Origin of the sequence: Alicycliphilus denitrificans K601 (assembly GCF_000204645.1) — a bacterium.
Lineage (GTDB): Bacteria > Pseudomonadota > Gammaproteobacteria > Burkholderiales > Burkholderiaceae_C > Alicycliphilus > Alicycliphilus denitrificans.
The window spans coordinates 625,985-651,699 of the sequence record NC_015422.1 but is presented as its reverse complement, the minus strand read 5'-3'; the positions used below and the strand labels follow the sequence as shown (position 1 = coordinate 651,699).

At 68.3% G+C, this 25,715-nt stretch carries 31 protein-coding genes; 5 read left to right on the top strand and 26 right to left on the bottom strand.

All coding sequences use genetic code 11. The features are described from left to right. From ALIDE2_RS03130 to ALIDE2_RS03110, 5 genes are read right to left on the bottom strand one after another with little or no spacing between them, the layout of a single operon-like run. Positions 1-1,005, bottom strand: a complete 1,005-nt coding sequence (locus ALIDE2_RS03130; protein WP_013721369.1) for a class I SAM-dependent methyltransferase — start codon at positions 1,003-1,005, stop codon at positions 1-3. Further along, entirely contained in the window at positions 998-1,894 is an 897-nt protein-coding gene (locus ALIDE2_RS03125; RefSeq protein WP_238530093.1) for a hypothetical protein, read from the bottom strand. Before ALIDE2_RS03125 ends, ALIDE2_RS03130 begins: the two co-directional genes overlap by 8 nt. Next, positions 1,891-3,111, bottom strand: a complete 1,221-nt coding sequence (locus ALIDE2_RS03120; RefSeq protein ID WP_013721368.1) for an ABC transporter ATP-binding protein — start codon at positions 3,109-3,111, stop codon at positions 1,891-1,893. Before ALIDE2_RS03120 ends, ALIDE2_RS03125 begins: the two co-directional genes overlap by 4 nt. Continuing rightward, positions 3,111-3,974, bottom strand: coding sequence for an ABC transporter permease (locus ALIDE2_RS03115; RefSeq protein WP_234305524.1), 864 nt, complete (start codon positions 3,972-3,974; stop codon positions 3,111-3,113). The genes ALIDE2_RS03120 and ALIDE2_RS03115 overlap by 1 nt, the downstream gene beginning before the upstream one ends. A 31-nt stretch (positions 3,975-4,005) precedes the next feature. Beyond that, positions 4,006-5,130 (bottom strand): glycosyltransferase family 4 protein, encoded by a 1,125-nt coding sequence (locus ALIDE2_RS03110; protein WP_238530092.1) that lies wholly within the window; start codon positions 5,128-5,130, stop codon positions 4,006-4,008. Positions 5,131-5,377: 247 nt separating this feature from the next. Between ALIDE2_RS03110 and ALIDE2_RS03105 the strand changes: the two genes are divergently transcribed. Next, positions 5,378-6,508 (top strand): IS630 family transposase, encoded by a 1,131-nt coding sequence (locus ALIDE2_RS03105; protein ID WP_013721273.1) that lies wholly within the window; start codon positions 5,378-5,380, stop codon positions 6,506-6,508. Further along, a complete protein-coding gene (locus ALIDE2_RS03100; RefSeq protein ID WP_013721274.1) occupies positions 6,474-6,767 on the top strand; it encodes a hypothetical protein in 294 nt (97 codons plus the stop codon). The genes ALIDE2_RS03105 and ALIDE2_RS03100 overlap by 35 nt, the downstream gene beginning before the upstream one ends. Here the strand turns inward: ALIDE2_RS03100 and ALIDE2_RS03095 are convergent. The 16 genes from ALIDE2_RS03095 to rfbB are packed head-to-tail and all read right to left on the bottom strand — an operon-like array spanning position 6,752 to position 19,915. Further along, complete coding sequence (locus ALIDE2_RS03095; RefSeq protein ID WP_013721367.1) at positions 6,752-7,093, bottom strand: hypothetical protein; 342 nt, start codon at positions 7,091-7,093, stop codon at positions 6,752-6,754. The two genes, ALIDE2_RS03100 and ALIDE2_RS03095, sit on opposite strands and share 16 nt — an antisense overlap. After that, entirely contained in the window at positions 7,090-7,638 is a 549-nt protein-coding gene (gene gspM, locus ALIDE2_RS03090) for a type II secretion system protein GspM (RefSeq protein ID WP_013517552.1), read from the bottom strand. Before gspM ends, ALIDE2_RS03095 begins: the two co-directional genes overlap by 4 nt. Next, entirely contained in the window at positions 7,635-8,648 is a 1,014-nt protein-coding gene (locus ALIDE2_RS03085; RefSeq protein ID WP_013721366.1) for a PilN domain-containing protein, read from the bottom strand. Before ALIDE2_RS03085 ends, gspM begins: the two co-directional genes overlap by 4 nt. Continuing rightward, positions 8,645-9,556: a type II secretion system minor pseudopilin gene (locus tag ALIDE2_RS03080; RefSeq protein ID WP_013721365.1), complete on the bottom strand. Its 912-nt coding sequence runs from the start codon at positions 9,554-9,556 to the stop codon at positions 8,645-8,647. Before ALIDE2_RS03080 ends, ALIDE2_RS03085 begins: the two co-directional genes overlap by 4 nt. Continuing rightward, positions 9,553-10,164, bottom strand: coding sequence for a prepilin-type N-terminal cleavage/methylation domain-containing protein (locus ALIDE2_RS03075; protein ID WP_013721364.1), 612 nt, complete (start codon positions 10,162-10,164; stop codon positions 9,553-9,555). Before ALIDE2_RS03075 ends, ALIDE2_RS03080 begins: the two co-directional genes overlap by 4 nt. Next, positions 10,161-10,562 carry a type IV pilus modification PilV family protein gene (locus ALIDE2_RS03070; RefSeq protein ID WP_013721363.1) on the bottom strand — a complete coding sequence of 134 codons (402 nt, stop codon included), beginning with the start codon at positions 10,560-10,562 and terminating at the stop codon, positions 10,161-10,163. The genes ALIDE2_RS03075 and ALIDE2_RS03070 overlap by 4 nt, the downstream gene beginning before the upstream one ends. Next, positions 10,559-11,041: a GspH/FimT family pseudopilin gene (locus ALIDE2_RS03065; RefSeq protein WP_013721362.1), complete on the bottom strand. Its 483-nt coding sequence runs from the start codon at positions 11,039-11,041 to the stop codon at positions 10,559-10,561. Before ALIDE2_RS03065 ends, ALIDE2_RS03070 begins: the two co-directional genes overlap by 4 nt. Positions 11,042-11,070: 29 nt before the next feature. Beyond that, positions 11,071-11,511, bottom strand: coding sequence for a type II secretion system major pseudopilin GspG (gene gspG, locus ALIDE2_RS03060; RefSeq protein ID WP_013517546.1), 441 nt, complete (start codon positions 11,509-11,511; stop codon positions 11,071-11,073). A gap of 26 nt (positions 11,512-11,537) precedes the next feature. Beyond that, entirely contained in the window at positions 11,538-12,749 is a 1,212-nt protein-coding gene (locus tag ALIDE2_RS03055; protein ID WP_013721361.1) for a type II secretion system F family protein, read from the bottom strand. After that, complete coding sequence (locus ALIDE2_RS03050) at positions 12,742-14,445, bottom strand: GspE/PulE family protein (protein WP_013721360.1); 1,704 nt, start codon at positions 14,443-14,445, stop codon at positions 12,742-12,744. Before ALIDE2_RS03050 ends, ALIDE2_RS03055 begins: the two co-directional genes overlap by 8 nt. Before the next feature lie 7 nt (positions 14,446-14,452). Further along, a complete protein-coding gene (locus ALIDE2_RS03045; RefSeq protein WP_013721359.1) occupies positions 14,453-15,364 on the bottom strand; it encodes a glycosyltransferase family 2 protein in 912 nt (303 codons plus the stop codon). Then, positions 15,361-16,536 carry a DUF1972 domain-containing protein gene (locus tag ALIDE2_RS03040; protein ID WP_234305519.1) on the bottom strand — a complete coding sequence of 392 codons (1,176 nt, stop codon included), beginning with the start codon at positions 16,534-16,536 and terminating at the stop codon, positions 15,361-15,363. The genes ALIDE2_RS03045 and ALIDE2_RS03040 overlap by 4 nt, the downstream gene beginning before the upstream one ends. Next, positions 16,533-17,078: a dTDP-4-dehydrorhamnose 3,5-epimerase gene (gene rfbC, locus ALIDE2_RS03035; protein ID WP_013721357.1), complete on the bottom strand. Its 546-nt coding sequence runs from the start codon at positions 17,076-17,078 to the stop codon at positions 16,533-16,535. Before rfbC ends, ALIDE2_RS03040 begins: the two co-directional genes overlap by 4 nt. After that, entirely contained in the window at positions 17,078-17,968 is an 891-nt protein-coding gene (rfbA, locus tag ALIDE2_RS03030; RefSeq protein ID WP_013721356.1) for a glucose-1-phosphate thymidylyltransferase RfbA, read from the bottom strand. Before rfbA ends, rfbC begins: the two co-directional genes overlap by 1 nt. Positions 17,969-17,978: 10 nt before the next feature. Beyond that, the gene (gene rfbD, locus ALIDE2_RS03025) at positions 17,979-18,857 is read right to left on the bottom strand and encodes a dTDP-4-dehydrorhamnose reductase (protein ID WP_013517539.1); all 879 of its coding nucleotides are present in this window, start codon (positions 18,855-18,857) and stop codon (positions 17,979-17,981) included. Next, positions 18,854-19,915 (bottom strand): dTDP-glucose 4,6-dehydratase, encoded by a 1,062-nt coding sequence (rfbB, locus tag ALIDE2_RS03020; protein WP_013517538.1) that lies wholly within the window; start codon positions 19,913-19,915, stop codon positions 18,854-18,856. Before rfbB ends, rfbD begins: the two co-directional genes overlap by 4 nt. A gap of 198 nt (positions 19,916-20,113) precedes the next feature. Between rfbB and ALIDE2_RS03015 the strand changes: the two genes are divergently transcribed. Beyond that, a complete protein-coding gene (locus ALIDE2_RS03015; protein WP_013517537.1) occupies positions 20,114-20,557 on the top strand; it encodes a phasin family protein in 444 nt (147 codons plus the stop codon). Positions 20,558-20,714: 157 nt separating this feature from the next. Further along, positions 20,715-21,392 carry a TetR/AcrR family transcriptional regulator gene (locus ALIDE2_RS03010; protein WP_013517536.1) on the top strand — a complete coding sequence of 226 codons (678 nt, stop codon included), beginning with the start codon at positions 20,715-20,717 and terminating at the stop codon, positions 21,390-21,392. Here the strand turns inward: ALIDE2_RS03010 and ALIDE2_RS03005 are convergent. Then, entirely contained in the window at positions 21,389-22,165 is a 777-nt protein-coding gene (locus tag ALIDE2_RS03005) for a type III pantothenate kinase (RefSeq protein ID WP_013517535.1), read from the bottom strand. The genes ALIDE2_RS03010 and ALIDE2_RS03005 overlap by 4 nt on opposite strands. A 146-nt stretch (positions 22,166-22,311) precedes the next feature. Here ALIDE2_RS03005 and lysM point away from each other — a divergent pair, with 146 nt between their 5' ends. Next, positions 22,312-22,800 carry a peptidoglycan-binding protein LysM gene (gene lysM, locus ALIDE2_RS03000; RefSeq protein WP_013517534.1) on the top strand — a complete coding sequence of 163 codons (489 nt, stop codon included), beginning with the start codon at positions 22,312-22,314 and terminating at the stop codon, positions 22,798-22,800. A 4-nt stretch (positions 22,801-22,804) separates the two neighbouring features. Here the strand turns inward: lysM and ALIDE2_RS02995 are convergent, their stop codons facing one another. The 4 genes from ALIDE2_RS02995 to gmhB form a co-directional block, all read right to left on the bottom strand. Continuing rightward, positions 22,805-23,239 (bottom strand): rhodanese-like domain-containing protein, encoded by a 435-nt coding sequence (locus tag ALIDE2_RS02995; protein WP_013721355.1) that lies wholly within the window; start codon positions 23,237-23,239, stop codon positions 22,805-22,807. Between the two features lie 60 nt (positions 23,240-23,299). Beyond that, on the bottom strand, positions 23,300-24,103 hold the full coding sequence (locus ALIDE2_RS02990) for a M48 family metallopeptidase (RefSeq protein WP_013721354.1): 804 nt from the start codon (positions 24,101-24,103) through the stop codon (positions 23,300-23,302). Positions 24,104-24,105: 2 nt separating this feature from the next. Then, entirely contained in the window at positions 24,106-24,849 is a 744-nt protein-coding gene (locus tag ALIDE2_RS02985; protein ID WP_013517531.1) for a lysophospholipid acyltransferase family protein, read from the bottom strand. A 250-nt stretch (positions 24,850-25,099) separates the two neighbouring features. Next, positions 25,100-25,675: a D-glycero-beta-D-manno-heptose 1,7-bisphosphate 7-phosphatase gene (gene gmhB, locus ALIDE2_RS02980; protein ID WP_013517530.1), complete on the bottom strand. Its 576-nt coding sequence runs from the start codon at positions 25,673-25,675 to the stop codon at positions 25,100-25,102. Positions 25,676-25,715 lie beyond the last annotated feature (40 nt).

Here is a 25,715-nt window from a genome sequence, read left to right as displayed (position 1 = left end):
TCAATCCACGCCCAACCGCCGAGCCAAGCGCGCGCGCCAGGAACTCCCGCCTATGGCGGCACGCTCCTGAGCCGAGGTCTCTTGCGTGTCCTGGCAGGCCTGCTCCAGTGCTGCCTTGTCAGTTGCCAGCTGTTGCACCTGCTGGCGCAGCGAGTCCCGTTCCTGCTCAAACTGCGCAATCAGCTGCCGGGCCTCGCCAAACGCCTTCTGATGCTCCAGCAACGAGGCATGTTCCGTCGCATGCGTCAGCTGCAGCGCCTGCAGCTGGGCGCGCAGCTGGCTGGCCTCGGCGCGCACCTGCACCATCTCCCAGTCGCGCGAGTCACGCGCGGGCGCCGCGACCACCATCCACTGATACACATCGAAATCAGTCCAGCCCGTAAGCAAATGCTGGCGCCAGGCATCAGGAATGGCTTCCCAGTGCCAGGCAAATTCGCTCTGTGCCACGGGGACCCGGTTGGCCTCCCAAGCGAGCGGCACCCAGCCGCAGTCCATCAGTAGCTGCTCTATGCTGCGCCGGGTGAAGAAACGCAGGTGGGTGCGGTCGAGCAGCCCCTTGTCCGCATAGTCGAACACACCGGCGCGCAAGGCCGCCACCACGCCGGCATAGGCGATATTGGGCAGCGAGATGATCAGGCTGCCCATGGGCTCCAGCAGCCCGGCAAGCTCCTCGAGCACCTGTTCAGGGGAGCGCAAGTGCTCCAGCACATCACATGCCAGGATGGCACCGAAGCGCCGCCCCTGCAGCGCATCCAGCCAGGCCAGACCGTCCAGGTCCGCCTCCACGGCCTGCACGCCCAGGGGCCGCAACGCCTGCAGCGCAGCGGGGTCATTCTCCACCACCGTGACCGCTTGCCCGCGCGCGCGCAGCACCTGCGTCATGGCCCCCGGGCCAGGCCCCAGTTCGAGTACAGAGGCCCTGCCCGGCACCCGGCGCAGGAGCCGCGCGGCCCAGGCATCGCCCTCGGGGTCGAAGGCGTAGTCGTAGCGTTCTATGTCAGACATTGCTCTCCCCCTCTTGCGCGGCTGGCCGCCACATCTGGTCCCACAAACCCCAATGCCACCAAGCCCAGGGGCGCTCACGCACATCCCTGTCCAGGCGCTGAATCACGGCATCTATGGCGGCCTGCGGGCTGCCGGACAACGCCTCCACCGCCACCTCCAGCCTGTCCGGCGCCAGACTGCGCGTGCAGGCATGCAGCAAGGCGGCCCCCGTGGACTCGGCCAAGCGCTCGATGCCTGTGGGCAAACGCAGGTACCCGCCCAGGAACGCATGGTCGCGCATGCGCGCAAAGTCGGGGCTCCAGGCATCGGCCAGGATCACCCAGCCCTGGCCCTTGCGCAGGCCTTCGTGCACCGGACGCAAGGGCTCGCTCGATGTACGCCACTGCCCCCCCGTAATCCGCGTCGTGGCGGCGATCTTCCTCACCAGAAAAGCGCGCTGCGCCTCGCCCAGGCCCGGATTGTCCACGACGGGCATGGTCAGGATGTTCAGCGCCACCCCCCTGCGCCCCAGGGCGATCACCGCGGTGAGCAAGCGATCGTAGTGGTTAAGCACGAGAATGAATCCCTGTCCGCGTTGCTGCAGAGTCTGCACATGCCCCCAGCCCTGCAGCGTAATGCTCGGCCCACCCGGCTCGCCCAGGCGGTGCAAAGCCGCGGCGTCCAGCATTTCCGTGGCCAGCATGTCCAGATGCGCACGCGCCCATTGCCGGTGCTGCTCCCCTGTCGCTCCAAGAAAAACCTGGCTGAACCGCTGCTGCAAAAAAAGCTCGGTCGCACGCCGCACGGCCGGCGCATCGCGGCCCAGCCAATGCACAAGCCGCCAGGGCAAAGTGGTGGGCAGGCGGCCCAGTGCGGGGAACGCCCAGTCCAGTCGCCAGTCGCGACTCATTGCACCTGCAGCCATTCGTGCTCCAGCCAAACCAGACCGAACTCGCGGTGCTTCTGGTTAAGCACCGTGAAAGGCTGGATCAGCTCCGCCATGTCGAGCACCTGCAGACCAGAATCGTCCAACGTGTACACGCTCCACAGGTATTCGCCCGACAGCAGCGGAAGACGGGGAAACCGCACGCGCACCCGATGCTGGCCCACACCGCGCATGGGCGGCCTGGAACCGAGGAACTGGGTGCTGCTGCCAAACACGTTGTCCTTGTCCGGCCGCACGATGGCAAACCCTACATGGAATGGTGCGTCGCCATAGGACTCCACCTCGATCTCCAGGGTCAGGTCCTGGAACGAATCCACCTGCGCAGGGTTGATTCCGTCGGCAGTCTCGATGCCTACGCGCATGATCTTCACCGGCACCGATGCGTGCGCTGGCGGAGCCGCAGCCGTCTGCGTCGGCGCTACCGCGGCGTCCGGCGCATCGGTACGCAGATGGGCGTAGCGCCGCCGCTCATGCGCCTCGTAGGCCGTGACCACGTCCTCGGTGTGGCCGATCGCCTCTATGCGGCCGCCATGGATCCAGGCCGCGCGCTGGCACAGGCTGCGCACCTGGTACAGGTTGTGCGAACAAAACAGCACCGTCGCACCGCGCCCGCGCAGTTCCAGGATGCGGTTCAGGCTTTTTTTCTGGAAGTGCAGGTCACCAACCGACAGCGCCTCGTCCACGATCAGCACCTCCGGCTCGATGGCCGTCGCCGCCGCGAACGCCAGCCGCATGAACATGCCCGACGAATAGGTCTTCACGGGCCGCTGCAGAGTTTCGGCGGAAAGCTCGGAGAACTCCGTCGCCCGCGCCGCGAAATCCTCCAACGCCTCCCCCTCCAGGCCATGCAGCGCCGCCATGAAGCGAATGTTGTCCTGCCCCGACTCTTCGGGGTGAAAGCCCGCCCCGAGTTCCAGCAGCGCCGCCACCCGTCCCTGGCGCATGACCTCGCCCCGCGTGGGGCGGATGGTGCCTGCCGCGATCTTCAGCAAGGTGCTCTTGCCCGCGCCGTTCTCGCCGATCAGGCCAAAGGTCTCGCCCGGCCGCACCTCGAAGTCGATGCCCGCCAGCGCCACGTGCACGCGGTGGCGCTGGCGCCCGGTCACCCACTCCCACAGCCTGTCCTGCGGGCGTGCATACACCGCATAGTGCTTTTCTATGTTCTTGAACGCGATGGCCATTACAGCGCCTCACCCAGTGCTGCCTTCATCGAGCGGAAGAACCACCAGCCCCCTCCACCCAGCAGTAGAGTCCAGGCCAGCAGAGCCCACAGCGTGCCCCCAGGCATGGCCATGCCCAGCGCCGCCCACTCCACAGCCAGCACCAGGCAGGCCACCGGATTGAGCAGATACCAGACGTGAAAGCGCTCGGGCACCTGCGCCAGCGGGTAGACCACCGGCGTCAGGTAGAACCACAGCTGCAACGCAAAGGCCACGATCGAACCCACGTCGCGCCACAAAAAATGCGCCATGCTCAGGAGCAGCGTCAGGCCGAACGTCAACGCCACCTGAGCCAACACCAGCAACGGTAGCCAAGCCCAAGTGGCCCGCAGCGGCGCCCCCTGCGTGAGGCTGAGCACCAGGAACAAGGCGTAGCCTATGGCCATCACCAACAGACTGCCTCCGACGGCTACCGCAGGCAGGATCTCGGCCGGCATGGGTTGCTTGCGCAAAAAATCCTCGTAGGCTGCCAGGCAGCCCACGCCCCGGCCTATGGCATCCGTGAACGGCAGCCACACGGCCAAGCCCGCCAGCAGGTGCAACAGGTAGCCGTTGGCAAGATCCAGCCCCGGTACGCGCACCGCCAGTACCATGCCAAAAAGCACGTAAAAGATCGCCAGCGTGGCCAGCGGCTGCACGAAGGCCCAGGACAGACCCAGGACGGAGCCCGCATAACGCGTCTTGAATTCGCGCAGCATCCAATAGCGCCACAACACCCAGGCGTGCTGCGCGCGTCCCGACGACGCCTGCTGTAAAGCCCCCGGCCGATTGACGCTCACGCCCATGTACACCTCGCCAGCACCCTGTCCGATCCGGTTCCGCATGGCCACTGCCAACGCCTCATCAACTGCATCATCACACCGCTTCTTCAGCCACCACAGACAGCAGCTTGCGCGCCTCCAGGAGACCCTGCTCGAAGGCTTCTGCCGACGCCTTCCAGTGCTGGTGGCGCGCAAACTCCTGGGCTCGCCGGCACAGGGCTTGGCGCGCAGCATCGTCCTGCAGCAAATGGCACAGCGCATCCGACAGGGCCTCCAGCGTAGGATCGGTCAGCAGCGCCACATCGTCATTGAGCAGCCACTCTACGCAGTCACCACGATTGGAGACCACGGCGCAGCCGGCGGCCATCACCTCCAGCGGCATCAACGACAGGTTGGTCAGCGACAGCACCAGCGCCGCATCGCACTGGCTGAACACGTCGGCCAACTCCTCGGGCGAGATGACTCCCGCCGCCAGATGAGGAAATGGAATGTGGTAGTCGCTCACATCCCAGCCGGCCAGTATGAACTGGGTATCCGGCAATCTGCGCGAGACGGCCTCCAGCACCAGCAGGCCGAACTCGAAGGCGCGCCGCGGCGTTGGCGGGCGCGCATAGAAAAATACACGCTTGATGTGCGGCTCGCGCCGCGGGCGCTGGCGGTACAGGTCGTGATCCACGCCGAAGCTGATGGGGTGCGTCAGCATGCCGTATTCGGCCCGCAGCTTGCGTGCCAGCCAGCCCCCGGCGGTAATGCCGAAGAAGCCGAAATGGTAGGTGTTGTCCGCCAGCACCGACTCGGTCCCAGTCGGGTAGAAACTCGGCTCGAAATCCTGCACGAAGTACAGCTTCTTGACAGGCCCTGCGACCGCACGCACTGGATAGGCCGTCTGCCAGCCAGTGGCGATGACGAACTCGCTACTGGGCAACCCATCAAAACCGATGAAAACCCGGGCCTGCAGGGGAAAGAAATGCTCGCAGATATCGTGGCGCGCCGACTCGGCCGTCGCATGAACCGTGGGGCTCACGATCACGATGCTCGACTCCCAGCCCATACGCTCCAGATGCCAGATGGTGCGAAAAATGGTCTGGTGTCCGCCCGAGCCGATATTGAAATCCGGAATGAACCAAAGCAAGGTATTGGCGCGCGCCGGCTGCGGAGCCAACTGCACCCTGGCGACGCGCACGAAGTCGTAATGCGTGAAGACATTGCGGCTCTTCAACGGTCCGCCAGGCCCGTGCTTGAGCCGTTGCCTGACCATGGACGCAGCACGACGAACTCCATGGCGTCGCGTCAAATCCCACACTTGGCGCATACGCAGTCCGATCGATCCCAGCATAAATCCCCAAATACGTGATGTCTTAGAAAGGCGTCCGGCCGAACTCGTCACGAACGCGCTGCAGGCACCTAGTACAACATCCCGTAAATATGTTTTCTATAAGGGGTTTTTGATGTAAGCTCGACGCCTCATGAGGCGAGGCCGTCGAGCACAAGTTGTCAAGCTGTCAAAGAAGGAGCGCGAGGCGCTCGAAGCGTTGGTGCGCCAGAGCACGGCAGCCCAGCGCGACGTCGTGCGAGCCAAGATCGCGCTGATGGCCGACGAGGGTCTGACGACGGCGGCGATCGCTGCGTCGCTGGGCCTGTCGCTGCCCAGCGTGTCGAAGTGGCGCAGCCGCGTGGCGAGCCAAGGCATGGCGGGGCTGCGTGAGGTCCAGCGTCCCGGGCGACCGCGGCGCATCGCTGACGCGCAGCGGCTGCAACTGCTGGCCCTGGCGTGCGAGCCGGCCGAAGGTCTTGGCCGGGCCACGCCGACGCTGAATGAGTTGTGCGAGCGCGCCGTGCAGCGCGGGGTCGTGCCGCACATCAGCCGCAGTCACCTGCAGCGCATCTTGCAAGCCGGCGATGTGCGCCCGCACCGCGTGCGGCAGTGGCTGCACAGTCCTGACCCGCAGTTTCGCGAGAAGGTCAACGCCATCTGTGAGTTGTACCGCCAGCAGCCCTTGGGTTCGGTGGTGCTGAGCATCGACGAGAAGACCGGCATCCAGGCGATCGAGCGCAAGCATGCCGACCGCGCCCCGCAGCCTGGGCGCGCACGCCGCCGCGAATTCGAGTACATCCGGCATGGCACGCAGGCGCTGACGGCCGCGCTGGACGTGCATTCCGGCCGGGTGCTGGGCCGCTGCACCGACAGACGCACCCAGGACGATCTGGTGGCCTTCATGGAGGAGGTGGCATGCGCCTATCCCCAGGGCACCGTGCACGTCATCTGGGACAACCTGAACACGCACCGCGCGCAGGCGGTGTGGGCTGATTTCAACAGCCGGCACGGTGAGCGCTTCGTCTTTCACTTCACGCCGCTGCATGCCAGTTGGGTCAACCAGATCGAACTGCTGTTCGGCATCTACTCGCGCCGCGTCCTGCGCCACGCCAGCCATACCTCCACCCAGCATCTGCGCCAGCGCACCGAGGCCTTCATCGCACAGCGCAACGTCTCGCCCAAGCCGTTCAAGTGGACGTTCGCCGGCTTCGAGCTGCAAACTGGCGAACCCAGGAGGTTCACCCGCCATGCCCACACCCCTCGCCCAAGCAAGCGCCGCTGAGCTGCAGCGCCATCTCGCCGAATTCACCGGCCGCACCGCGGCCCATGTGCGTCCCTATGGCAAGCACCTGCTGATCCAGATGCACCGCGACGACGACGTCGATACCGTGGCACGCTTGAGCGAGGTCGCTCGCAACAAGTACACGGCAGCGTTTCGCAGCCACACCGGCCGCTGGGAGCCTTTGCCGGCCCCCGCTGCCGACCTGAAGCAGACCGCCGAGCTCGTCGCCACTCTCCTGGCGTCCTATCTTGAATCCTGAAATACATAAATGTATTTCAGGGATGTTGTAATGCGCTGCCTGCCCGATTCGAATACGGCCGTCAGGCGCGACTGGTTGATTTCCTGTTCCATGCCGCCTTTCTTGCCGTCGGCCTCGACCGGGCGGCGCGAGGCCCACAGCGGTGGCCGAGCCAGGGCCTCTCGGACCGTGGAGCGCACGGGCTGCTGCAGTGGCGCGAGTTGGGGCAGTTCAGGCGTGCGCGCCGGCGGAGGCTGCCAGAGGTCCTTTTCGGCGAGCCACCAGTAGGCGCCGGCAGCCAGCGCGGCACCGGCCAACAGGGGGGTGAAGTGCCAGGGACGGATCATGGCTGCCCCTTTTCCGGTGCCAGGGGCGCCGCCAGCTGCAGAGTGAGGCGTGCAGTCTGCGCCGCCCCCGAAGTGTTGGCGCCTTCGCGCGCGAGGCTAGCGGAGCGCACCCAGAACGGCGGCGTGCGCGCCTGCAAGTCCTGCATGAAGCGCACGAGCCGGGGCCAGTCGCCGGTCAGGGTGGCCGTAAGGCGCACGCTGGCGAGTCGACCTTCGGCACCGGGCTCCAGCGCCACCTGGGACGACACCAGGGTGTTGCCCGAGGCGTTGATGAGTTCGCGCAGGCGCTGCTGCGCGTCATTGGCGGCGTTCTCGCCGGCCGGGTGCAGCCAGGGCGCGACGGTCTGGCGTGCGGATTCGAGGCGCGAGGCGATATCGGGGCCGGCGCCGACTAGGCCGTCGATGCGCTCGCTGCGCGATTCGAGTAGCGACAAGCCGCTGTCATAACGGCTCCAGAGCGCGTTGTAAGCCAGCCCCGCGCCGGCCAGCAGGGCCAGCACGCACAGCAGCGCGGTGACCAGGGCCCGGCGTGTCCAGACGTTCATGGCTTGCCTCCTTCGGCTTGGGGTGGGCGCCAGCGCATCTCGAAAGTGAAGCGCTCCTTGCCCAGCGCGTTGTCGCGCACGCTGGCGGCAGAGGCGCGCACCTCGACAAAGCCGCCGTGGCGGCCCAGGCGCGCGGCCAGGTCGCCGGCGTTGCCCGCGACCCCGGTGATGCGGATGTCGTTGCCGCTGATTTCGACGCGCTCGAGCCAGCTGTCGTCGGGCAGCGCCTCGGACAACGCCTCGATGACGCTGGCCAGGGGCAGGTCGGCGCTGGCCGCGGCCTGACGCAGGCTCTCGGCCACGCTGGCCTGCTGGCGCAGTTCGTCGAGCTGCGGACGCAGCGGGGCGGCCTTGGGCTCCAGCTCGTTCACATGCTCCACGGCACGCACAACGGCCTGGCGCTTGAGCGCCAGGGGCATGAGCGCAGGCACAGCCAGCGCAGCAGCCAGGAGCAACACCCCGAGCAGGGCCAGGGCATCGAACCAGCGCTGGCGCCTTTGCTGCGCCGGCCATCCAGCGCCGTGCACGGGCAGGGCATGGCCGGCGCGGGCCAGGTAAAGCGAGGCATCCGCGGGTAGCCCGAGATGCGACAGGGCCGCACCCTGCTGGTCGCGGCGGCAGGCACCCCATTCGACGCTCCAGCCACCCTGAGCCTGGGGCGTGGCGCGCCAGGCGCACCAAATCTGGTCGGGCGGCAGCGGACTGACGCGCCACAGTGCCTCCTGCACGGCCGGGCCAAGCTGGCGCCGAGGCATGTCGGGCAGTTGCAGGCTGCCCCACAGGCTGTCACCCTCGGGCACGAGCAGGCCCTGGGGTCTGCGCTTGCCGCCGGCCGGGCGCAGCCGGGTAGCGGCGACGCAAAAGCGCGCGCCATCGGGTGCGGCGAGCACGGGCGCAGCCGCTGGCCACAGGCCGCGCTCGACCAGCATGCGCCGGGCGTCGCCGAAGCCCCAGGCGAGCCGGTCGAACACCGCCTCCAGACGGCGGTTGAACTGCTCCCTGGCGGTCATGGATGGATTTCCTGTGGTGGCGGGTTCATACGGCGCGTGGGCTCGAGCGAGAGCGTGGTCCAAGGCGTCAACGAGTCGGGGCGTGTGCTCAGGTCCACCCATGCCTCGCGCTGCCACCAGTGCCCCTGATCGGTCTGCACCATGGCGCGCACCTTGACGGTGCCACCGCCCGCGCGTGCCGTGGCGAAGATCTGCGCCACCGCACCGGACAGGAGGGCGCCGGCGCGCATTTCGGGGGGGGATGATTGGATCTGCGCCCCCAGACCAGGCTGGTCCGTGAGCGCGTCGATCAGCGCGGGAGGCGCGGCATCGATCTCGATGCGTTGCTGCCCATTGATACCCAAATAGGGCGAAATTATCTCATACAGCTCCGGGCTCATTCCGAGCACCATGCGCAGTTCGGAGAGGTCGTCCACGGGGCCGTTGCGCGGCAGCACGGGCCAGCCGGCGGCACGGTACTGGGGCGCCTCGGCGCCGCCGATGCCGCCGGGCTGGTCGTCGGGGTCGATGTAGTCCCGGATGCGCGAGGCCATGATGGCAGCCTCGCCGGGCGTGAGGCCGCCGACCTTTTGCAGCAGGGCCAGCAGCAGGGCGTCGCTGGCGACGTTGACGTCCACCAGCCCGCCCGAGGGAATGATCTCCAGCTCCACGCCGTAGGGCCCCAGCTGCAGTTGCCAGGCGCGGTAGCCGCGCGCCCGGCCGCCTTCCTTCAGCAGGCTTTGCACGGCAAGCTGACGCGCCGCGTCGAGCACGGGTTCGATGCGCAGGCGCTCCAGGTCGAAGGCGGCGCGCTGGGTCTGCTGGCGTATGCCGCGGGCTCCAGCGAGCACGGTCAGCGAGAGCGCGGCCACGAGCCATAGCACCAATACCAGGGCTGCACCACGCTGGGCGCTTGCGTACCTCTTCATTGCGCCCTCGCCAAGGCAAAGACCAGCTCGGGCCAGTCGCCCCGGGCATCTCCCAGGGCCAGGCGGATGCGCACAGGGTAGCCGGCGCGGCCAGCGTCCCATTGCTGGAGCCACTGTCCCGTGGCGCCATCCTGGTAGTACCACTGCAGGGTGCGCACGTCGGGCAGCAGTATTTCGCGCTCGGCGCGTGCCCAGTCCAGCGCCATCAGGGCGCCGTCATAGGGCAGCGCCTCGATTGCCAGGTCCACCCGCCCGTCGTCGTGGCGCAGCGGCGAGGCGCGCAGCACGTACAGGCCGCCGGCGTCGCCGCGTTCGGGCAGAGGCGAGACCCACAGGGCCCCAGCGGCGCTGCCGCTGAAGAAGAGTACGAATCGCCCATCCTGGCCATGGCTGAGCAGTCGCAGGGTGTCGAACTTGCGGCCCAGCCATTGGCCCACCTGGAGCATGCGTTCGCTGCGGTCAACGAGCTGCTGGCTGCTTTCCTGGCTGCGGCCAATGACGCCAAAGCCCGCGAACACCAGGCCGACCACGGCGGTGGTCACGGCCAGGGCGATCAGGAGTTCCAGCAGGGTGAAGCCGCGCTGGCGTGAGGGCGTAGGGCGGGTCATGGCGCGGCGCGGTAGGGTTTCCAGCTGGTCCAGGCCAGCACGGTGCGGCCGTCGCGCGCGATGGTGAGCTCCACGCGCGCAGCCTGCAACGGCGGCGGAGCCTGGCGCGCGCCCGGCGCATGCACGGCCACCTGTTCCGGTTGCACCTGCACCGACCATTGCCATGGACCCGACTGCCCCTCGGGGTGCTGCCCCAGGTCTTCGGCAAAGGTGGCGGAGGCAAGCACCGAACGCGCCACCAGGGCGGCCTCGGCGCGCGACTCGACCGTGGTGGCGTTGAGCGAGCTCTGCCCGACCGTGCGGTAGAGCACGGCAAAGGCGATCGACGCAATGGCCATTGCCACCAGTGCCTCCAGCAGACTGAAACCGCGCAAGCCGCGCGCGCGCCTGGTGTTCATGGCGCCGCCACCACCGTCTGCTGCACGGTGCCCAGCAACCAGTTGACGCTGAACAACACGCCCTGCGCACCACGCGACACCTGGATCTGCCCGCCCCGGGCACCGCCCTCGGCGTTGAACACGAACACCGGCTGGCCAGCCGCATTCTGCTGCTGCGGAGCCTGCGCCAGACCCTCCCAGCGCACGGAGAGCGATGCGGGAATATCGAGCACGGACTGACCGTCGATGCTCAGCTGACGGTTCTGCGGCGCGTAGGACACGACGATCTGGCGCCCCTGCTGCACGCACAGCGCACGCGCGCGGCCGAGTTGGCTAGCCAGGTCGCGCACGGTCTGGTGGTAGCGTGCGCGCTCCATGTAGGCCTGTGCGCTGCCGCCGACCACCGCCACCGCGATGCCGGCGAGCACCAGCACGACCAGCAACTCCAGCAGCGTGAAGCCCCGGTGCCTGCCCCATGGCCGGGGCGTTCGAAGGCGCATGCGCTCACCCAACGATCAGCGGCCGCACGTCAGTTGTAGATGTCGGCGTTATCGCTCTCGCCGCCGGGCTTGCCGTCGGCACCGAGGGAGAAGATGTCGGGGCCGCCGTGGCGGCCAGGGAATTTGTACTGGTAGGCTGCGCCCCAGGGATCGACGGGCAGGCCTTTCTTGAGATAGGGACCGTTCCAGCCTTGCACCGTGGCGGGACGCTCGACCAGGGCGCGCAGGCCTTCGGCGTCGTTGGGGTAGCGGCCCACGTCGAGCTTGAACAGGTCGACGGCCTGCTCCATCTCGCCGATCTGCACGCGCGCCGTCTTGGCTTTGGCGCCGCCGAGCTGGTCGAGCACCCTGGGGCCCACGAGGCCAGCGAGCAGCGTGAGGATGACCAGGACGACGAGCAGCTCGATCAGGGTGAAGCCGCGTGCGCGGCGCGCCTGCAGCGGGGTACGGAGGGTGGTTGCGAAATGCATGGGATGCTTCCTTCGAGGGATAGTTTTCAGATGGTGTCGTTGATCGACAGTACGCCGCCCAGGATGGCGACGATGATGAAGGCGACCAGAGCGCCCAGGACGATGATGATGAGGGGCTCCATGGTGGCAAGCACGCGGCCCATGGTGCGCCGGCCCTCGTCTTCATAGCGCGCAGCCAGGCTCAGCACCGTGCTGCCCAGTTGGCCGGTTTCTTCCGCCACGCGGATGAGCTGCGGCGTGCTGGTGCCCGCGAAATGCGGCGAATCCAGGCCCGAGGACAGGCGCTGGCCGGTCTTGACCACCGCCACCAGCGGCTCCATGTCCTGGCGCAGCGCTTGGTTGGTGAGGGTGTCGATGGCGATGCGCAGTGCGTCCACCAGGGGTACGCCGCGCTGCAGCAGCACGCCGAAGGTGCGAAAGTACAGCGCGAACTGCAGGTTGCGCAGCACCTTGCCCATGAGCGGGAGGGAGAGCACGGCGGCGTCGATCCTCCTGCGCCCCGTCGCCGTGTCAGCCCAGCGCGAGAGCAGCAGGACCGTGACGGCCAGGCCCAGCAGCAGCGCCATCCAGTGGCCGCGCACGAAGTCGCTGGCCTGCAGCACGAGCTGGGTGGAGTATGGCAGCGCGTCGCCCATGGAGTCGAAGATCTGTCGGAACTGCGGCACCACGAAGGCCAGCAGCAGTATCACGGACAACACCGCCACGACCAGCAGGATGGCCGGGTAGGTCATGGAAGAGATGATGTAGTTGCGCAGCTTGTCGTCGGCCTCGAGCTGGGTTGTCAGCTCCTGCAGGATGGTGTGCAGCGAGCCCGAGGCCTCTCCCGCGCGGATGAGCACCAGGTACTGGCGCCCCAGGTCGCGCTCGAAAGGCTGCAGGGACTGGTACAGGGACTTGCCGCCGCGCACCTCTTCCTGCACGCTTGCGAGAAAGGCCTTGATGCGTTCGTTGCCTGCGGTTTCGCGCAGCATGGCCAGGGCCTTGTCCAGCGGCATGTTGGCCTGCTTGAGGTGTGCCATTTCACGGGTGAACAGCAGCACGTCGCTGCGCTTGAGCCGCACGGCCGGCCGTTCACCCGCGCCCCCGGGCGAGGCGGCCGCCTCGCCGCCCTGCAAGCGCACGGGCGTGATGCCCTGGCCGAGCAGGCGCAGGCGCGCCGCTTGCGCATCGCTGGCGCGAATCGAGCCCTGGCAGGGTTTGCCATCGGCGAGGGTTCCGGCGTAGTGGAATTCAATCATGTTGACGTGCGACGCGCAGCACTTCTTCGGCCGTGGTCAGGCCTGAAAAAACCTTGGTTGCGCCGTCCTGCAGCAAGTTCCCGCCAACGTAGGCGCCCTGCGCGCCATGCACGGCCGTACCGCGTTCGAGCACCTGCTGCTTGACCTCGTCGGTGAGCCGCAGCAGCTCGTGGATGGCGACGCGCCCCCGGTAGCCGGTGTTGCGGCAGTTGGCGCAGCCCACGGGCTTGTACAGGGTGGCCTCGCCCGTGGGCGCGACGCCCAGCGACGCCGCGGCGACGCGTGCCTGCTCGGCGGACAGCGGCTGTTTGCAGTCGCCGCAGAGCTGGCGCACCAGGCGCTGGGCCAGCACGCCGACGACCGAGGCGGTGATGAGGTAGGGCTCAACCCCCATGTTGATCAGGCGCACGATGGCCCCCATGGCGCTGTTGGTGTGCAGCGTGGACAGCACCAGGTGGCCGGTGAGCGCGGCCTGCACGGCGATTTCGGCAGTCTCGCCGTCGCGCATCTCGCCGATCATGATGACGTCGGGGTCCTGACGCAGGAAGGCGCGCAGCACCTGGGCGAAGGTCAGGCCGATCTGGGGCTGCACCTGCACCTGGTTGAGCCAGGGCAGGCGGTATTCCACGGGGTCTTCGACGGTGAGGATCTTGAGGTTCTGGCCCTCCAGCTCCTGCATCGACGCGTACAGCGTAGTGGATTTGCCCGAACCCGTGGGCCCGGTCACGAGCAGGATGCCGTGCGGCACGGCCAGCAGCTGGCGCATGGCGGCCAGCGTGGGCGGCGTGAAGTGCAGGCTTTGCAGCGACAGCAAGTCGAAGTTCTTCTCGAGCAGGCGCATCACCACCGATTCGCCGAACGCCGTGGGCACGGTGGAGACGCGCACGTCCATTTCCTTGCCATGCACGCGGATCTTGGTGCGTCCGTCCTGGGGCATGCGCCGCTCGGCGATGTCGAGCTGCGACAGGATCTTGATGCGCGAGACGATGGCCGGCGCGTCCTTGTTGTCGATGTCGTCGATGGGAAAGATCTCGCCGTCCACACGGATGCGCACCACCGACTTTTCCTCGTAGGTCTCGATGTGGATGTCCGACGCCTTGGCGCTCACGGCCTGCGCGAGGATCTGGTTGACGCGCTGGATGATGGGGGCCTCGGAGGCCATGTCGCGCAGGTGCTCGATGAATTCGGAGGCGCCATAGGCCTGGCCCTCCTGCTCTTCGGGTGGCAGCTCATCCTGCACGAACCACTGCTGCAGCCGCGCCGCGATCTCCGATTCGAGCCCGAAGGCCAGCCCCGGCACCTGGCCGAACACCAGGCGCAGCGCGGCCTGCATCGCCGGGTCCTGCGGGTCGGCCGCGACGAAATCCGGCAGCGGCGCCTGGCCGTCCACCGGCCCCAGGGGAAGCACGTGGTTGGACAGCAGAAAGCTGGTGTTGAGCTGCCCCAGCTCGGGCCGGTCCTGCGGGAAGGCTTCCTGGCGCACCAGGGGCAGGCCCGCCTGGTACGCGAGCGCGGCGCAGACGTCGCCCTCGGACACCAGCCCGAGGCTGAGCAGCAGGCGGCCCAGGCGGCCGCCCATGGAGCGCTGCACCTCCAGCGCGCGCTCGAGGTCGTTGCGCGAGAGCTTTTGTCCGGCCAGCAGGATTTCTCCCAGCTTCTGGCGCGGTTCCTGTGCGTTCATGTCGTCATTGTTCATCGGAGATTCACCTGCTCCCTGGAGGCACCACCGGCCCGGAGCGCCCCTGGCAGCCGTGCAGAAGCCCGCGCAGCCACATCTTGAAATATTGCCAGCGTCCGGGTACCAAGGTGGAGAACACGATGAAACGCTTCAGCTGGCGGAACGTCATATGCGATTTGGACACATGGCCCATCTGGCGCGAGCGGAGCATGAGCACGAAATTGCGGGCCTGATAGTAATGCCGCCACGGCGCATGCCAAGGGATTTCCCGCCCCAGCACCCGCACCACCCTGTCGCCCAGGGTGTGTTCCAGCAGCGCCGCGCACACGCCATAGATCCGGTAGCCCCTGTCCCGGGCGCGCAGGCACCATTCGGTATCCACCCAGTCGATGAAGAAGTCTTCCCGCATCCCGCCGACCGCCTGCAGCACGGGCGCGGGGATCAGGCAGCCGGACGCGATCACATGGTCCACTTCCCATACCTGCCGGGCGTCGGAACACTCCAGCCAGCGCAGCCGCCCCCCGGCCACCACGCTGAAGGGCGTGCGCCCGGTCTCGCGGCGCGGATCGACGTGGCACGCCCCCACGGCCGCGGCCTGGGGGTGCGCGGCCAGCGCTGCCAGCAGGCGGGGCACCATGTCGGGCGCGGGCAGGCTGTCGTCATCCATCAACAGCACATGCGAGGCGCCGAGCGCCAGCGCACGCTCCATGCCCCGGTTCTGCGCCGCGCCAATGCCCTGGTTGTCGCCGAGCCAGATGGCATGCAGGCGCTCGGCAGGCCAGCGGCTCGCCAGCGCACGAAGGCCGTCCCCGGACGCGTTGTCCACCCACACGATGGCGCTCACCTGCTCCAGCAGCCGGTCAAACTGCCGGGCCAGGCGCTGGGGATCGCTGCGGTAGGACACCACCACGGCATGGACGCAGGATGCCGCACTCATCGATGCAAGGCTCCCGCGGCGATGCCCGCGCATTCGGCGTGCATGAGATTCTCATACTGCGCGGCGATCGAGTCCCAGGTGTAGTGCTGCGCCACGATGCCGCGCGCGCGCGCGGCCACGGCCTGCCGCGCGGACGCAGTTAGCGCACGCACCCGCTCCAGGGCCTCGGCCAGCTGCTGGCTCGTCTGGAAATAATGCGCGGCATCTCGCGCCACCTCGCGGTTGAAGGGGTTGTCATGCGCAACGACCACGTTGCCGCAGGCAAGCGCCTCGAGCAGCGAGGGGTTCGTGCCCCCGACCGAATGCCCGTGCACATGGCAGCCTGCCCCCATGCGCAAGCCCGTCAACAGACCCGCGTCGTACACCCCGCCGATGAAGCGCACCTTGTCGCCGGCCAGCGCCAGCAACCGCTTCTGGTACGGGGTCACGGGACGGACATCGCCGACGACCACCAGCGGCCAGTCCCCCCCCCAGCGGGCATGGCCTTCGACGATTTCGAGCACATGGTTCTCGGGCTCGGGCCGCGCCACGACCAGGACATACTCCCCGGTCCGCAGGTTCCAGCGGGACAGATCGTGCGCTGCCCGGGAGGAAACGGCGGGCAGCTCGGCGCCGTAGGCGATGAAGCTGCAAGGAACGCCCCGCGGATAGAGGCGGGCATACCGGTCGGCGATGGCCTGCGCATCCGCCAGCACCCGCGTGGGAGCACGCGACGACACCCACTCCATGGCACGCAAGTAGACCCGTGCCAGGTGTCCCCATTTGCTGCGGGCCCACTCCAGGCCATCGACGTTGAGCCAGACCTTCTGCCCCAGGATTCTGCGGTTCCACCAGCAGGCCCAGGCCGCGCCATAGCCCAGCATGTACAGCAGGTCGTAGCCCTGGCGCGCATCGCGCAGGCAGCGGCAGTCGTAGCCGATGACCGATGCCGCCCCCCAGCGCGGACGCTGCACGTGCCTGATGCGCACCCCTTCGTACCAGGTGTCGGGCAAGCCCTGCCGATCGGCCTCGGCATACACGGTGACCTGATGCCCGCGCCGCACCAGGCGCACGGCCAGCTGCTGCGCAAAGGTCTCGAAGCCGCCATAGCCCGCGGGAATGCCGCGCGTGCCGAGCAGGGCGACCCTCAGCGCCCTGCCCGCCTGCCCGCCGGACGCCGGTGCCGCGCTCACATGCAAAGCTCTGCCTCGGCCAGAGGCTTGCCCGCCTGATCCTTGGCGGACAGCACCGGCTCGCCCGCATAGGGCCACGCGATGGCCAGCTGCGCATCGTTCCACGCGATGCAACGCTCATGCTGCGGCGCGTAATAGTCGGTGGTCTTGTAGAGGAAATCCGCCGACTCGCTGAGCGCCACGAAGCCGTGCGCAAAGCCCGGCGGCACCCACAGCTGGCGCTGGTTGTCCTCGGAAAGTTCCGCGCCCACCCAGCGTCCGAAGGTGGGGGAGTTTCTGCGGATGTCCACCGCCACGTCCCACACCGCGCCGCGCACCACGCGCACGAGCTTGCCCTGGGGCTGCTGCACCTGGTAGTGCAGGCCGCGCAGCACGCCGCGGCCGGAGCGGCTGTGGTTGTCCTGCACGAACTGGAAATTGGTGCCGGTGGCCTCGTCGAAGGCCTTCTGGTTGAAGCTCTCGAAGAAGAAGCCGCGCGCGTCACCGAACACCTTGGGTTCGATCAACACCACGTCAGGAATGGCCAAAGGGGTGGCTTTCATCAAAACACCTTGTGGCGGAGCAGTTGCAACAAGTACTGTCCGTAGCGGTTCTTGGCCAGGGGCTGGGCGAGTTTTTCCAGTTGGACGGCGTCGATCCAGCCGCTGCGCCAGGCGATCTCTTCCGGGCAGGCCACTTTCAGGCCCTGGCGGTTTTCCAGCGTGGCGATGAACTGGCTGGCGTCGAGCAGGCTCTCGTGCGTGCCGGTGTCGAGCCAGGCGTAGCCGCGGCCCATAGTCTGCACGGTGAGCCTGCCCTGCTCCAGATAAGCCTGGTTGACGCTGGTGATCTCCAGCTCGCCACGGGCGCTGGGCTTGACGGCCTTGGCGATGTCGACCACCTGGCCGTCGTAGAAGTACAGGCCCGTGACCGCGTAGTTGGATTGCGGCGCCTGGGGCTTTTCCTCGATGCTGGTGGCCTTGCCCGCCGCGTCGAAGGCCACCACGCCGTAGCGCTCCGGATCCTGGACGTGGTAGGCGAACACGGTGGCGCCGCTGGTCCGGGCATTGGCGGTCTGCAGCAGGGGCTGGAGGTCATGCCCATAGAAAATGTTGTCGCCTAGCACCAGGGCGCTGGGACTGCCCGCCAGGAATCGCTCGCCGATCAGAAAGGCCTGCGCAAGCCCATCGGGGCTGGGCTGCACGGCGTACTGCAGGTTCACGCCCCACTGGCCGCCGTCGCCCAGCAGTTGCTCGAAGCGCGGCGTGTCCTGCGGCGTGCTGATGAGGAGGATGTCGCGGATGCCCGCGAGCATCAGGGTGCTGAGCGGGTAGTAGACCATGGGCTTGTCGTACACCGGCAGCAGCTGCTTGCTGATCGCCAGCGTGGCCGGGTGCAGCCGGGTGCCGGAGCCGCCGGCGAGGATGATGCCCTTGCGTGTGGGTGCTGTCATTGCGGTGCGATCAGAGAATTTCGGTGAGCATGCGCGCCACGCCCTGCTGCCAGGGCGGGAGCCGGAGGCCGAAGGCGGCCTGCAGCTTGGCGTTGTCCAGGCGCGAGTTGTGCGGTCGCCTGGCCGGCGTGAGGAAGGCGCTGGTGGGCACGGGCGCAATCTCTTTTGCTATTATATTAATAGCTGATTGCGCTTGCCTGGCATGCTCTACCACGTATTTTGCATAGGAATGCCAAGTGGTTTCCCCGCCGGCCACGCAGTGGTACAGGCCGCCGTCCTGCGGGCGCTGCTGCAGGTGGCGGATGGCGTGGGCCGTCACGTCGGCCAGCAGATCGGCCCCGGTGGGAGCGCCCCACTGGTCGTCGATCACCGTCAGGCGTTCGCGCTCCTGCGCGAGGCGCAGCATGGTCTTGGCGAAGTTGCCGCCGCGCGCGGCGTAGACCCAGCTGGTGCGCAATATCAGGTGGCGGCAGCCCGATTGCTGGATCAGGCGTTCGCCCTCCAGCTTGGTGGCGCCGTAGACGGACAGGGGCGCGGGGGCGTCGGTTTCGCGCCAGGGGCGGCTGCCGCTGCCGTCGAAGACGTAGTCGGTGCTGTAGTGGACGAGCCAGGCGCCCAGCCTGACAGCCTCTTCGGCGAGCACGCCGGGGGTGGTGGCGTTGAGCAGGCGGGCGCGCTCGGGCTCGCTCTCGGCCTTGTCCACGGCGGTGTGGGCGGCGGCGTTGACGATGACGTCGGGGCACAGGGCTCGCACGGCCTGCGCCACGGCCTGGGGCTGGGTGAAGTCGGCTTCGTCATGGCCCAGGGCCGTGACCTCGCCCAGCACGGCCAGGCTGCGCTGCAGCTCCCAGCCGACCTGGCCGTTCTTGCCGAGTAGCAGGATGTTCATGCGGATGCGTATTGCTTGGCGACCCAGTCGCGGTAGGCGCCGCTCTGCACCTGCTGCACCCATTGCGGGTTGTCCAGGTACCACTGCACGGTCTTGCGGATGCCGGTCTCGAAGGTCTCGGCCGGGCGCCAGGCAAGTTCGCGCTCGATCTTGCGCGCGTCAATGGCGTAGCGGCGGTCGTGGCCGGGGCGGTCCTGCACGTAGGTGATCTGCGTGGCGTAGCTCTGGCCGTCGGCGCGCGGGCGCAGTTCGTCGAGCAGCGCGCAGACGGTCTTGACGATCTCGATGTTGGGCTTCTCGTTCCAGCCGCCGACGTTGTAGGTCTCGCCCAGGCGCCCTGCTTCGAGCACGCGGCGGATGGCGCTGCAGTGGTCCTTGACGTACAGCCAGTCGCGCACCTGCATGCCGTCGCCGTACACCGGCAGGCTCTTTCCGGCCAGGGCGTTGACGATCATCAGCGGGATGAGCTTCTCTGGGAAGTGCAGCGGGCCGTAGTTGTTGCTGCAGTTGGTGGTGAGCACGGGCAGGCCATAGGTGTGGTGCCAGGCGCGCACCAGGTGGTCGCTGGCGGCCTTGCTGGCGCTGTAGGGGCTGTTGGGCTCGTAGCCGTGCGCCTCGGTGAAGGCCGGGGCGCTGGGCGCCAGGGTGCCATAGACCTCGTCGGTGCTCACGTGCAGGAACCGGAATGCTTCTTTTTCTGTAGCTGAAAGCGCTTGCCAGTAGTGCCTTACGACCTCCAAAAGCCTGAAGGTTCCGACCACGTTGGTCTGGATGAAGTCTTCCGGGCCGTGGATGGAGCGGTCCACGTGCGATTCGGCGGCGAAGTTGACGATGGCGCGCGGACGATGCCCGGCCAGCAGGCGGGAGACCAGGGCGCCGTCGCCGATGTCGCCCTGCACGAAGAGATGGCGCGCGTCGCCCGACAGGCCATCCAGGTTGTGCAGGTTGCCCGCGTAGGTGAGCTTGTCCAGATTGACCACCGGCTCGTCGGAGCCGGCCAGCCAGTCGAGCACGAAGTTGGCGCCGATGAAGCCGGCGCCGCCGGTGACCAGAATCATGATGGGTTCTCTTGCCAGATATGCCTGTGCCGAGGGAGCAAAACGTGGAATTATCCCATTGACCCATGGCGGGGCGTAACCGTCTGTCCGGCCCGGTAACCGACCGCCTCATCCCCGCAAATTAGGGCCGCCTGCCTACGCCCGCGCCAGGCCGCTGCACAAAATACCAGTTTCACGATGTGCCAAGGAGGAGCCACCATGCCACGCCCGCCCCGCGACGACGACGCCCCCAACCCCGCTCACGAACTGCCGCGCATGGCGCGCGAGTCGGCCCAGCAGATATGGCTGGCCGGCCTGGGGGCCTTCGCCAAAGCGCAGGAGGAAGGCGGCAAGGTCTTCGAGGCCCTGGTGCGCGAGGGCCTGGCCCTGCAGCGCAAGACCCAGAGCGCCGCCGAGGAGCACCTGGGCGAGGCCGCCCAGCGCATGAGCCACCTGGCCTCGGACCTGGGCGAGCGCGCCGCCGGCCAGTGGGACCGGCTGGAAGGCATCTTCGAGCAGCGCGTGGCCAAGGCCCTGCAGCGCCTGGGCATGCCCACGGCGCAGGACATGCAGGCGCTGCAGGAGCGCGTGCATGCCCTGGAGGAAGAACTGCGGCGGCTGCAGGGCCGGCGCAAGGCGGACGCCGCGGATGACGAGGATTGAGGCAGGCTGCTCCCTGGCTGAGCAGCCCTGCCCTCGCAGACCCTTGCCAATCCAGCGTTTTCCGCTATCGAAAAATACGTGCACGCAGTAGCCTCCTGGGGTAGAGTCAACATACCGCGACACCCCGCCCGTCGCCATCTATGGGAGGAGACGGCCCATGGCACGCAAGGCCCCCCGCCGCACCGCCGAGCGCATTCTCGAGGCCAGCTTGGCGCTGTTCAACCGCTTTGGCGAGCCCCATGTCTCCACCGCCTCCATTGCCGCTGAGCTGGGCATCAGCTCCGGCAACCTCTATTACCACTACCGCGCCAAGGACGAGATCGTCAATGCGCTGTTCGCACAGTACGACGAGGCCCTGGGCGGGCTGCTGCAGGCCGGCGGCGATGCGGCCGACGTGGAGGACGCGTGGTTCTTCATGCACCGGCTGTTCGAGCTGCTCTGGCAGTACCGCTTTCTCTACCGCGACCTGAACAACCTGCTGTCGCGCAACCGCCTGCTGGAGACGCAGTTCCCCGGCGTGCTGCAGGCCAAGGTGGCCGCCATGCGCGCCCTGCTGGCCGCCATGCGGCGCGGCGGCGCGCTGCGCATGGACCACGAGGACGACCTGCAGGCCACCGCCACCTGCATGGTGGTGGTGCTGACCTACTGGCTCTGCTTCGAGTACGTGGGCGACCCGCGCCGCGCCCTGGAGCCCGAAAGCGCCCAGGCGGCGCTGCTGCGCGGCGCGCGCCATGTGCTGGGGCTGCTCATGCCGTACCTGGAGCCGGAGCAGCGCGCACATCTGGCGCGGCTGGTGCAGGCTTACGAGACAAGCGACGGCGCAGGCGAGGGCTAAGCCGCCGCAGCGGCAAGGCGGCGCGAGGCGATCTCCAGCAGGCCGTCGAAGATCAGGTTTTCCACCAGTTCGAAGGGCCGTGTCATGCTGGGCGCCATCTTCCAGCCCGCGCCGCCGGTCATCATGCACACGGGCTCCTGGCCGCAGTGCTGCAGCAGGTGCTGGTACATGCGCTCGACCGCGCCTGCGATGGCGTAGGTACCGCCGCTGGTCAGTGCGTCGCTGGTGTTGGAGGGGAACAGGCGCACCTCGCCCGTGGGCACGTGCAGGCCGGCGGTGCCGCTCTCGAGCGCGCGCAGCATGATGCCGTGGCCCGGCACGATCAGGCCGCCGAGGAAGCGCCCGCTCGTGTCCAGCGCCTCCACCGTGACGGCCGTGCCCACCATGGCCAGGATCAACGGCCGCGCCGGCCCCTGCGCCAGCAGGCGGTGGCGCGCGCCGATCATGGCCACCCAGCGGTCGGCGCCCAGGCGCGTGGGGTAGTCGTAGCCATTGACCACGCCGGCCTCCTCCTGCGAGGGCACGACCCAGTGCGCGGGCACGTCCCACAGCTCCATCTGCTCGACCACGCGGCGCTTGATCGCGTCGCCCGCCACCACGCAGCCGAGCATGTGCGTGGGCGCGGGCAGGCCCGCCCAGGGGCCTTCGGACAGGCGCTCGATATGGTCCAGGAATTCCACGCCATGGGCGAGCATCGCGGTACCGGGACGCGCCGCGTCGTACAGGGCCCACTTCAGGCGGGAGTTGCCCACATCGATGGCCAGAAAAGTCATGGGGCGGATTATCACGAGTTTTGCCGCCGGCACGGCAAATGCGAAGAATTGTCAATGGTGGCGGCGCCCATGCCCTGCCCGCGCGCTGCGCGCTACGCTACATCCGACCGGGAACCATCGTTCCCAGCAACCGAAAGGAGAAATCCATGGGTCTGTTCACATTCATCAAGGAAGCGGGCGAGAAGCTGTTCGGCGGCAGCCCGGCGCAGGCGGCCAGCGCGGCGGCGCCCACGCAGGCCGAGCTCAACGCCCGCGCGGGCAAGGCCATCGAGACCTACATCGCCACGCAGAACCTGGGCGTGAGCGGCCTGCAGGTGGCCTTCGAAGGCCCCGAGGGCAAGGTCACCGTGACGGGCACGGCGCCCACGCAGGCGGCCAAGGAGAAGGTGACCCTGTGCTGCGGCAACGTGGCCAGCGTGACCAGCGTCGATAACCAGATGACGGTGGCCAACCCCGAGCCCGAGGCCCAGTACCACGACGTGGTGCGCGGCGACACGCTCAGCGCCATCGCCAAGAAGTTCTATGGCGACGCCAGCAAGTACCCGGTGATCTTCGAGGCCAACAAGCCCATGCTGAGCCACCCCGACAAGATCTACCCCGGGCAGAAGCTGCGCATTCCGCCGCTACCGCGATAAAACCTCAGCCCTGCCGCCAGGGCAGGCCGCGGAAGCGCCAGCCGCCCCTGTGGTTGCGCTGGCCGTTCTCGTCGAGGCTACCCTCGAAGCCTTCGAGGACGTTGTAGGCCGTGATGCCCAGCGCGGTCGCGCGCCGGGCCGCATCCACCGAGCGCACGCCGCTGCGGCACAGCAGCACCGCCCTGGCGCCGGGCGGCACGGCGGCGCGGATCTGCGCGTCGAAGTCGGGGTTGGGCACCATGCCCGGCCATTGCTTCCAGGCGACGGCCACGGCGCCGGGCACGAAGCCCACCCAGTCGCGCTCGGCGTCGCTGCGCACGTCCACCAGGACCGCGTGGCCCGCGCGCACCCATTGCCAGGCCAGTTGGGGGCTCACGTCGCCCGCGTAGCCTTCGGCGGGCAGGAGCTGGTCGGTCGGGGAAACGGTGTGCGTGCTCATGGAAGAAATTCTGGCCGATTTTCACCCCCTGTTCCCGAAGAGAAAGAAAGGGTCTGCCGGTCAGTCCCAGGGCGGCGCGGGCAGCTCGCGCAGGCTGCGGCGCAGCGCGGCGTGGTCGGGCACGACGCTTTCCACCACGCTCCAGAAGCGCGGGCTGTGGTCCATCACGCGCAGGTGCGAGAGTTCGTGCGCGACCACATAGTCGATGATGGCCGGGCGGTAGTGCATGAGGCGCCAGTTCAGGCTGATGGAGCCGCCCGTGCGCGCGCTGCCCCAGCGCGTGCGGGCGCTGGACAGGCGCAGCTGCGTCCAGCGCACGCCCAGTAGGGGCGCGAAATGGTCGAGCCGCTCGGTGAAGCACCGGCGCGCGTCGCGCATCAGCCAGGCCTGCACGGCGTCGCGCACCTGCCCGGGCCCGGCGCCGTGCGCCAGGGGCAGGTGCAGTTCGCGCGCGTCCTGCACCAGCATGCCGCCGCGCGCCGCCCGGCCGTGGGCCAGCACCACGGTCAGCGGCTCGCCCAGGTAGGGCAGCACGGCGCCGGGGCCCCAGGCGATGCGCGCGGCCTCCTGCTGCCGGCGGCGCGCCTGCTGCTCGCCGAGCTTGCGCAGGATCCAGCCGGCCTTGTCCTGCAGCGCGGCGTCCACCGCGGCCAGCGTGACCCAGGCGGGCGCGCGCACGGCCAGGCCGTCCGGTCCCACGGTGAAGCCTATGGAACGCCGGCGCGCGCGCTGCAGGGTGTAGGGTACGACGGCGTCGCCCAGGCGCAGCTGGCGCTTCGTGCCGGGCGCGCGGGGTGCGTGGGCCGGCGCTGCGGGGACGCCGCCGCCCAGCAGGTCCAGCGCCAGCTGCACGAAGGGCCGCATGCTCAGGCCGCCGGGTACGCCTCGGGGTCGAGGCGGCGCATCTCGGACTCGATCCAGGTCTCGACCTCGGCCATGAGCTCCTCATGCTTGCGGCCCGTGGTGGGGATGGGCTTGCCGATGGACACCTCGACCACGCCGGGGTGCTTGACCAGGGCCTTGCGCGGCCAGCATCTGGCCGACGTCACTGCGATCGGCACCACCGGCACGCCGGCCATGATGGCCAGGCGCGTGGCGCCGCTCTTGTACTCGCCCGCCTGGCCGCGCGCCACGCGCGTGCCCTCGGGGAACATGATGACCCAGGTGCCCTGGGCCAGCAGGCGCTTGCCCTGCTCCACCACCTTGTGGAAGGCGCGCGAGCCGTGCTTGCGGTCGATGTGGATCATGTCCAGGCTGCCAATGGACCAGCCGAAGAACGGGATGCGCAGCAGTTCCTTCTTGAACACGTAGGCCAGGGGGTGCGGCATGATGGCCGGCATGAGGAAGGTCTCGTAGGTGGACTGGTGCTTGACCAGGAGCACCACGCCCTGCTTCGGGTCCTGCGGCAGGTGCTCCATGCCCATGATGTGCGTGCGTATGCCCAGCAGCCAGCGCGCCGAGTCCACGCACAGCGCGAGCCACGCGCGCGCCACGCGGTAGCGCGCCGCCGGGCTTCCGCCCAGCACGCGCACCAGCAGGATCGCCAAGGTGTAGGGGATGACGGTGACGGCCATCACCAGCAGGTGGACGAGGGAACGAATCAGTGCCATGGGTAGGTTGTTTTTGAGTGTTTTTGGCCTCCAGCGCCCATGGGGCAAGCGCTGGCAGCTCTTAGAACGTGTTTACGATCTTTTCATGGAGCCCGTTGCCCCGCAAAGGCAGTGGCTGCAAGGCGCAAACCGCAGCCGGGCTGGTGGCCCGGCGAGGATTTGCAACGCCGCAGACGCTGTTTTTGCGGGGCAACCCTTCGGGCAACATGAAGAGATCGTAAACACGTTCTTAATTCGATAGCTTCCAGGCTCACGCCACCACCGGCAGCGCGGCGCCGTCCTGCGGGGCGACGAAGTCCACCAGCGCCCCTAGGCTGGCATGGGCGCGCGTGCCGGGGGGCCAGCCCGGCGGCAGGGGCTGGCGCGGGTCCAGGTGGGCCGAGCGGCCCGTGCACACCATGTGCAGTTGCGCGCCCAGGTCGGCCGCGGCCTGCAGGTGGGCCAGGCAGCTGCCGGCGACCAGGATCTCGTCGCCTTCCACACCGTAGCGCTCGCAGATCTGCTCCATGAGCCCGGGCGCGGGCTTGCGGCAGTTGCAGGCCTCGCCCTCGGCGTGCGGGCAGTAGAACACCGCGTCGATGCGCCCGCCCAGGGCGGCGAGCTGGCGGTGCATCTTGGCGTGGATGTCCACCAGGGTCTGCGCGTCGAACAGGCCGCGGCCCAGGCCCGGCTGGTTGGTGGCCAGCACCACGTGCCAGCCGGCATGGTTCAGGCGCGCCACGGCCTCCAGCGCGCCGGGCAGAGGCACCCAGTCGTCCGGCGAGGCGATGAAGCCGTCGCCCAGGGCGTTCAGTGTTCCGTCGCGGTCGAGGATGGCGAGTTTCATGGCGCGATTATCCCGGTGACAATGCCGCGCGGCCCGGTGC

What these genes read in the sequence shown, in the direction of transcription:
- ALIDE2_RS03095 (WP_013721367.1), bottom strand. Translation starts at nt 7,093, where the DNA reads ATGATCCGTCCCTGGCACTTCACCCCCCTGTTGGCCGGTGCCGCGCTG.
- ALIDE2_RS03080 (WP_013721365.1), bottom strand. Translation starts at nt 9,556, where the DNA reads ATGAAGAGGTACGCAAGCGCCCAGCGTGGTGCAGCCCTGGTATTGGTG.
- ALIDE2_RS03070 (WP_013721363.1), bottom strand. Translation starts at nt 10,562, where the DNA reads ATGAACACCAGGCGCGCGCGCGGCTTGCGCGGTTTCAGTCTGCTGGAG.
- rfbC (WP_013721357.1), bottom strand. Translation starts at nt 17,078, where the DNA reads ATGAAAGCCACCCCTTTGGCCATTCCTGACGTGGTGTTGATCGAACCC.
- ALIDE2_RS03050 (WP_013721360.1), bottom strand. Translation starts at nt 14,445, where the DNA reads ATGAACAATGACGACATGAACGCACAGGAACCGCGCCAGAAGCTGGGA.
- ALIDE2_RS03120 (WP_013721368.1), bottom strand. Translation starts at nt 3,111, where the DNA reads ATGGCCATCGCGTTCAAGAACATAGAAAAGCACTATGCGGTGTATGCA.
- ALIDE2_RS03055 (WP_013721361.1), bottom strand. Translation starts at nt 12,749, where the DNA reads ATGATTGAATTCCACTACGCCGGAACCCTCGCCGATGGCAAACCCTGC.
- gspG (WP_013517546.1), bottom strand. Translation starts at nt 11,511, where the DNA reads ATGCATTTCGCAACCACCCTCCGTACCCCGCTGCAGGCGCGCCGCGCA.
- ALIDE2_RS03065 (WP_013721362.1), bottom strand. Translation starts at nt 11,041, where the DNA reads ATGCGCCTTCGAACGCCCCGGCCATGGGGCAGGCACCGGGGCTTCACG.
- gspM (WP_013517552.1), bottom strand. Translation starts at nt 7,638, where the DNA reads ATGAACGTCTGGACACGCCGGGCCCTGGTCACCGCGCTGCTGTGCGTG.
- ALIDE2_RS02985 (WP_013517531.1), bottom strand. Translation starts at nt 24,849, where the DNA reads ATGGCACTGATTCGTTCCCTCGTCCACCTGCTGGTGATGGCCGTCACC.
- gmhB (WP_013517530.1), bottom strand. Translation starts at nt 25,675, where the DNA reads ATGAAACTCGCCATCCTCGACCGCGACGGAACACTGAACGCCCTGGGC.
- rfbB (WP_013517538.1), bottom strand. Translation starts at nt 19,915, where the DNA reads ATGATTCTGGTCACCGGCGGCGCCGGCTTCATCGGCGCCAACTTCGTG.
- rfbA (WP_013721356.1), bottom strand. Translation starts at nt 17,968, where the DNA reads ATGACAGCACCCACACGCAAGGGCATCATCCTCGCCGGCGGCTCCGGC.
- ALIDE2_RS03100 (WP_013721274.1), top strand. Translation starts at nt 6,474, where the DNA reads ATGCCCACACCCCTCGCCCAAGCAAGCGCCGCTGAGCTGCAGCGCCAT.
- rfbD (WP_013517539.1), bottom strand. Translation starts at nt 18,857, where the DNA reads ATGAACATCCTGCTACTCGGCAAGAACGGCCAGGTCGGCTGGGAGCTG.
- ALIDE2_RS03115 (WP_234305524.1), bottom strand. Translation starts at nt 3,974, where the DNA reads ATGCGGAACCGGATCGGACAGGGTGCTGGCGAGGTGTACATGGGCGTG.
- ALIDE2_RS03130 (WP_013721369.1), bottom strand. Translation starts at nt 1,005, where the DNA reads ATGTCTGACATAGAACGCTACGACTACGCCTTCGACCCCGAGGGCGAT.
- ALIDE2_RS03125 (WP_238530093.1), bottom strand. Translation starts at nt 1,894, where the DNA reads ATGAGTCGCGACTGGCGACTGGACTGGGCGTTCCCCGCACTGGGCCGC.
- lysM (WP_013517534.1), top strand. Translation starts at nt 22,312, where the DNA reads ATGGGTCTGTTCACATTCATCAAGGAAGCGGGCGAGAAGCTGTTCGGC.
- ALIDE2_RS03015 (WP_013517537.1), top strand. Translation starts at nt 20,114, where the DNA reads ATGCCACGCCCGCCCCGCGACGACGACGCCCCCAACCCCGCTCACGAA.
- ALIDE2_RS02995 (WP_013721355.1), bottom strand. Translation starts at nt 23,239, where the DNA reads ATGAGCACGCACACCGTTTCCCCGACCGACCAGCTCCTGCCCGCCGAA.
- ALIDE2_RS02990 (WP_013721354.1), bottom strand. Translation starts at nt 24,103, where the DNA reads ATGCGGCCCTTCGTGCAGCTGGCGCTGGACCTGCTGGGCGGCGGCGTC.
- ALIDE2_RS03075 (WP_013721364.1), bottom strand. Translation starts at nt 10,164, where the DNA reads ATGACCCGCCCTACGCCCTCACGCCAGCGCGGCTTCACCCTGCTGGAA.
- ALIDE2_RS03045 (WP_013721359.1), bottom strand. Translation starts at nt 15,364, where the DNA reads ATGAGTGCGGCATCCTGCGTCCATGCCGTGGTGGTGTCCTACCGCAGC.
- ALIDE2_RS03105 (WP_013721273.1), top strand. Translation starts at nt 5,378, where the DNA reads ATGAGGCGAGGCCGTCGAGCACAAGTTGTCAAGCTGTCAAAGAAGGAG.
- ALIDE2_RS03010 (WP_013517536.1), top strand. Translation starts at nt 20,715, where the DNA reads ATGGCACGCAAGGCCCCCCGCCGCACCGCCGAGCGCATTCTCGAGGCC.
- ALIDE2_RS03005 (WP_013517535.1), bottom strand. Translation starts at nt 22,165, where the DNA reads ATGACTTTTCTGGCCATCGATGTGGGCAACTCCCGCCTGAAGTGGGCC.
- ALIDE2_RS03085 (WP_013721366.1), bottom strand. Translation starts at nt 8,648, where the DNA reads ATGACCGCCAGGGAGCAGTTCAACCGCCGTCTGGAGGCGGTGTTCGAC.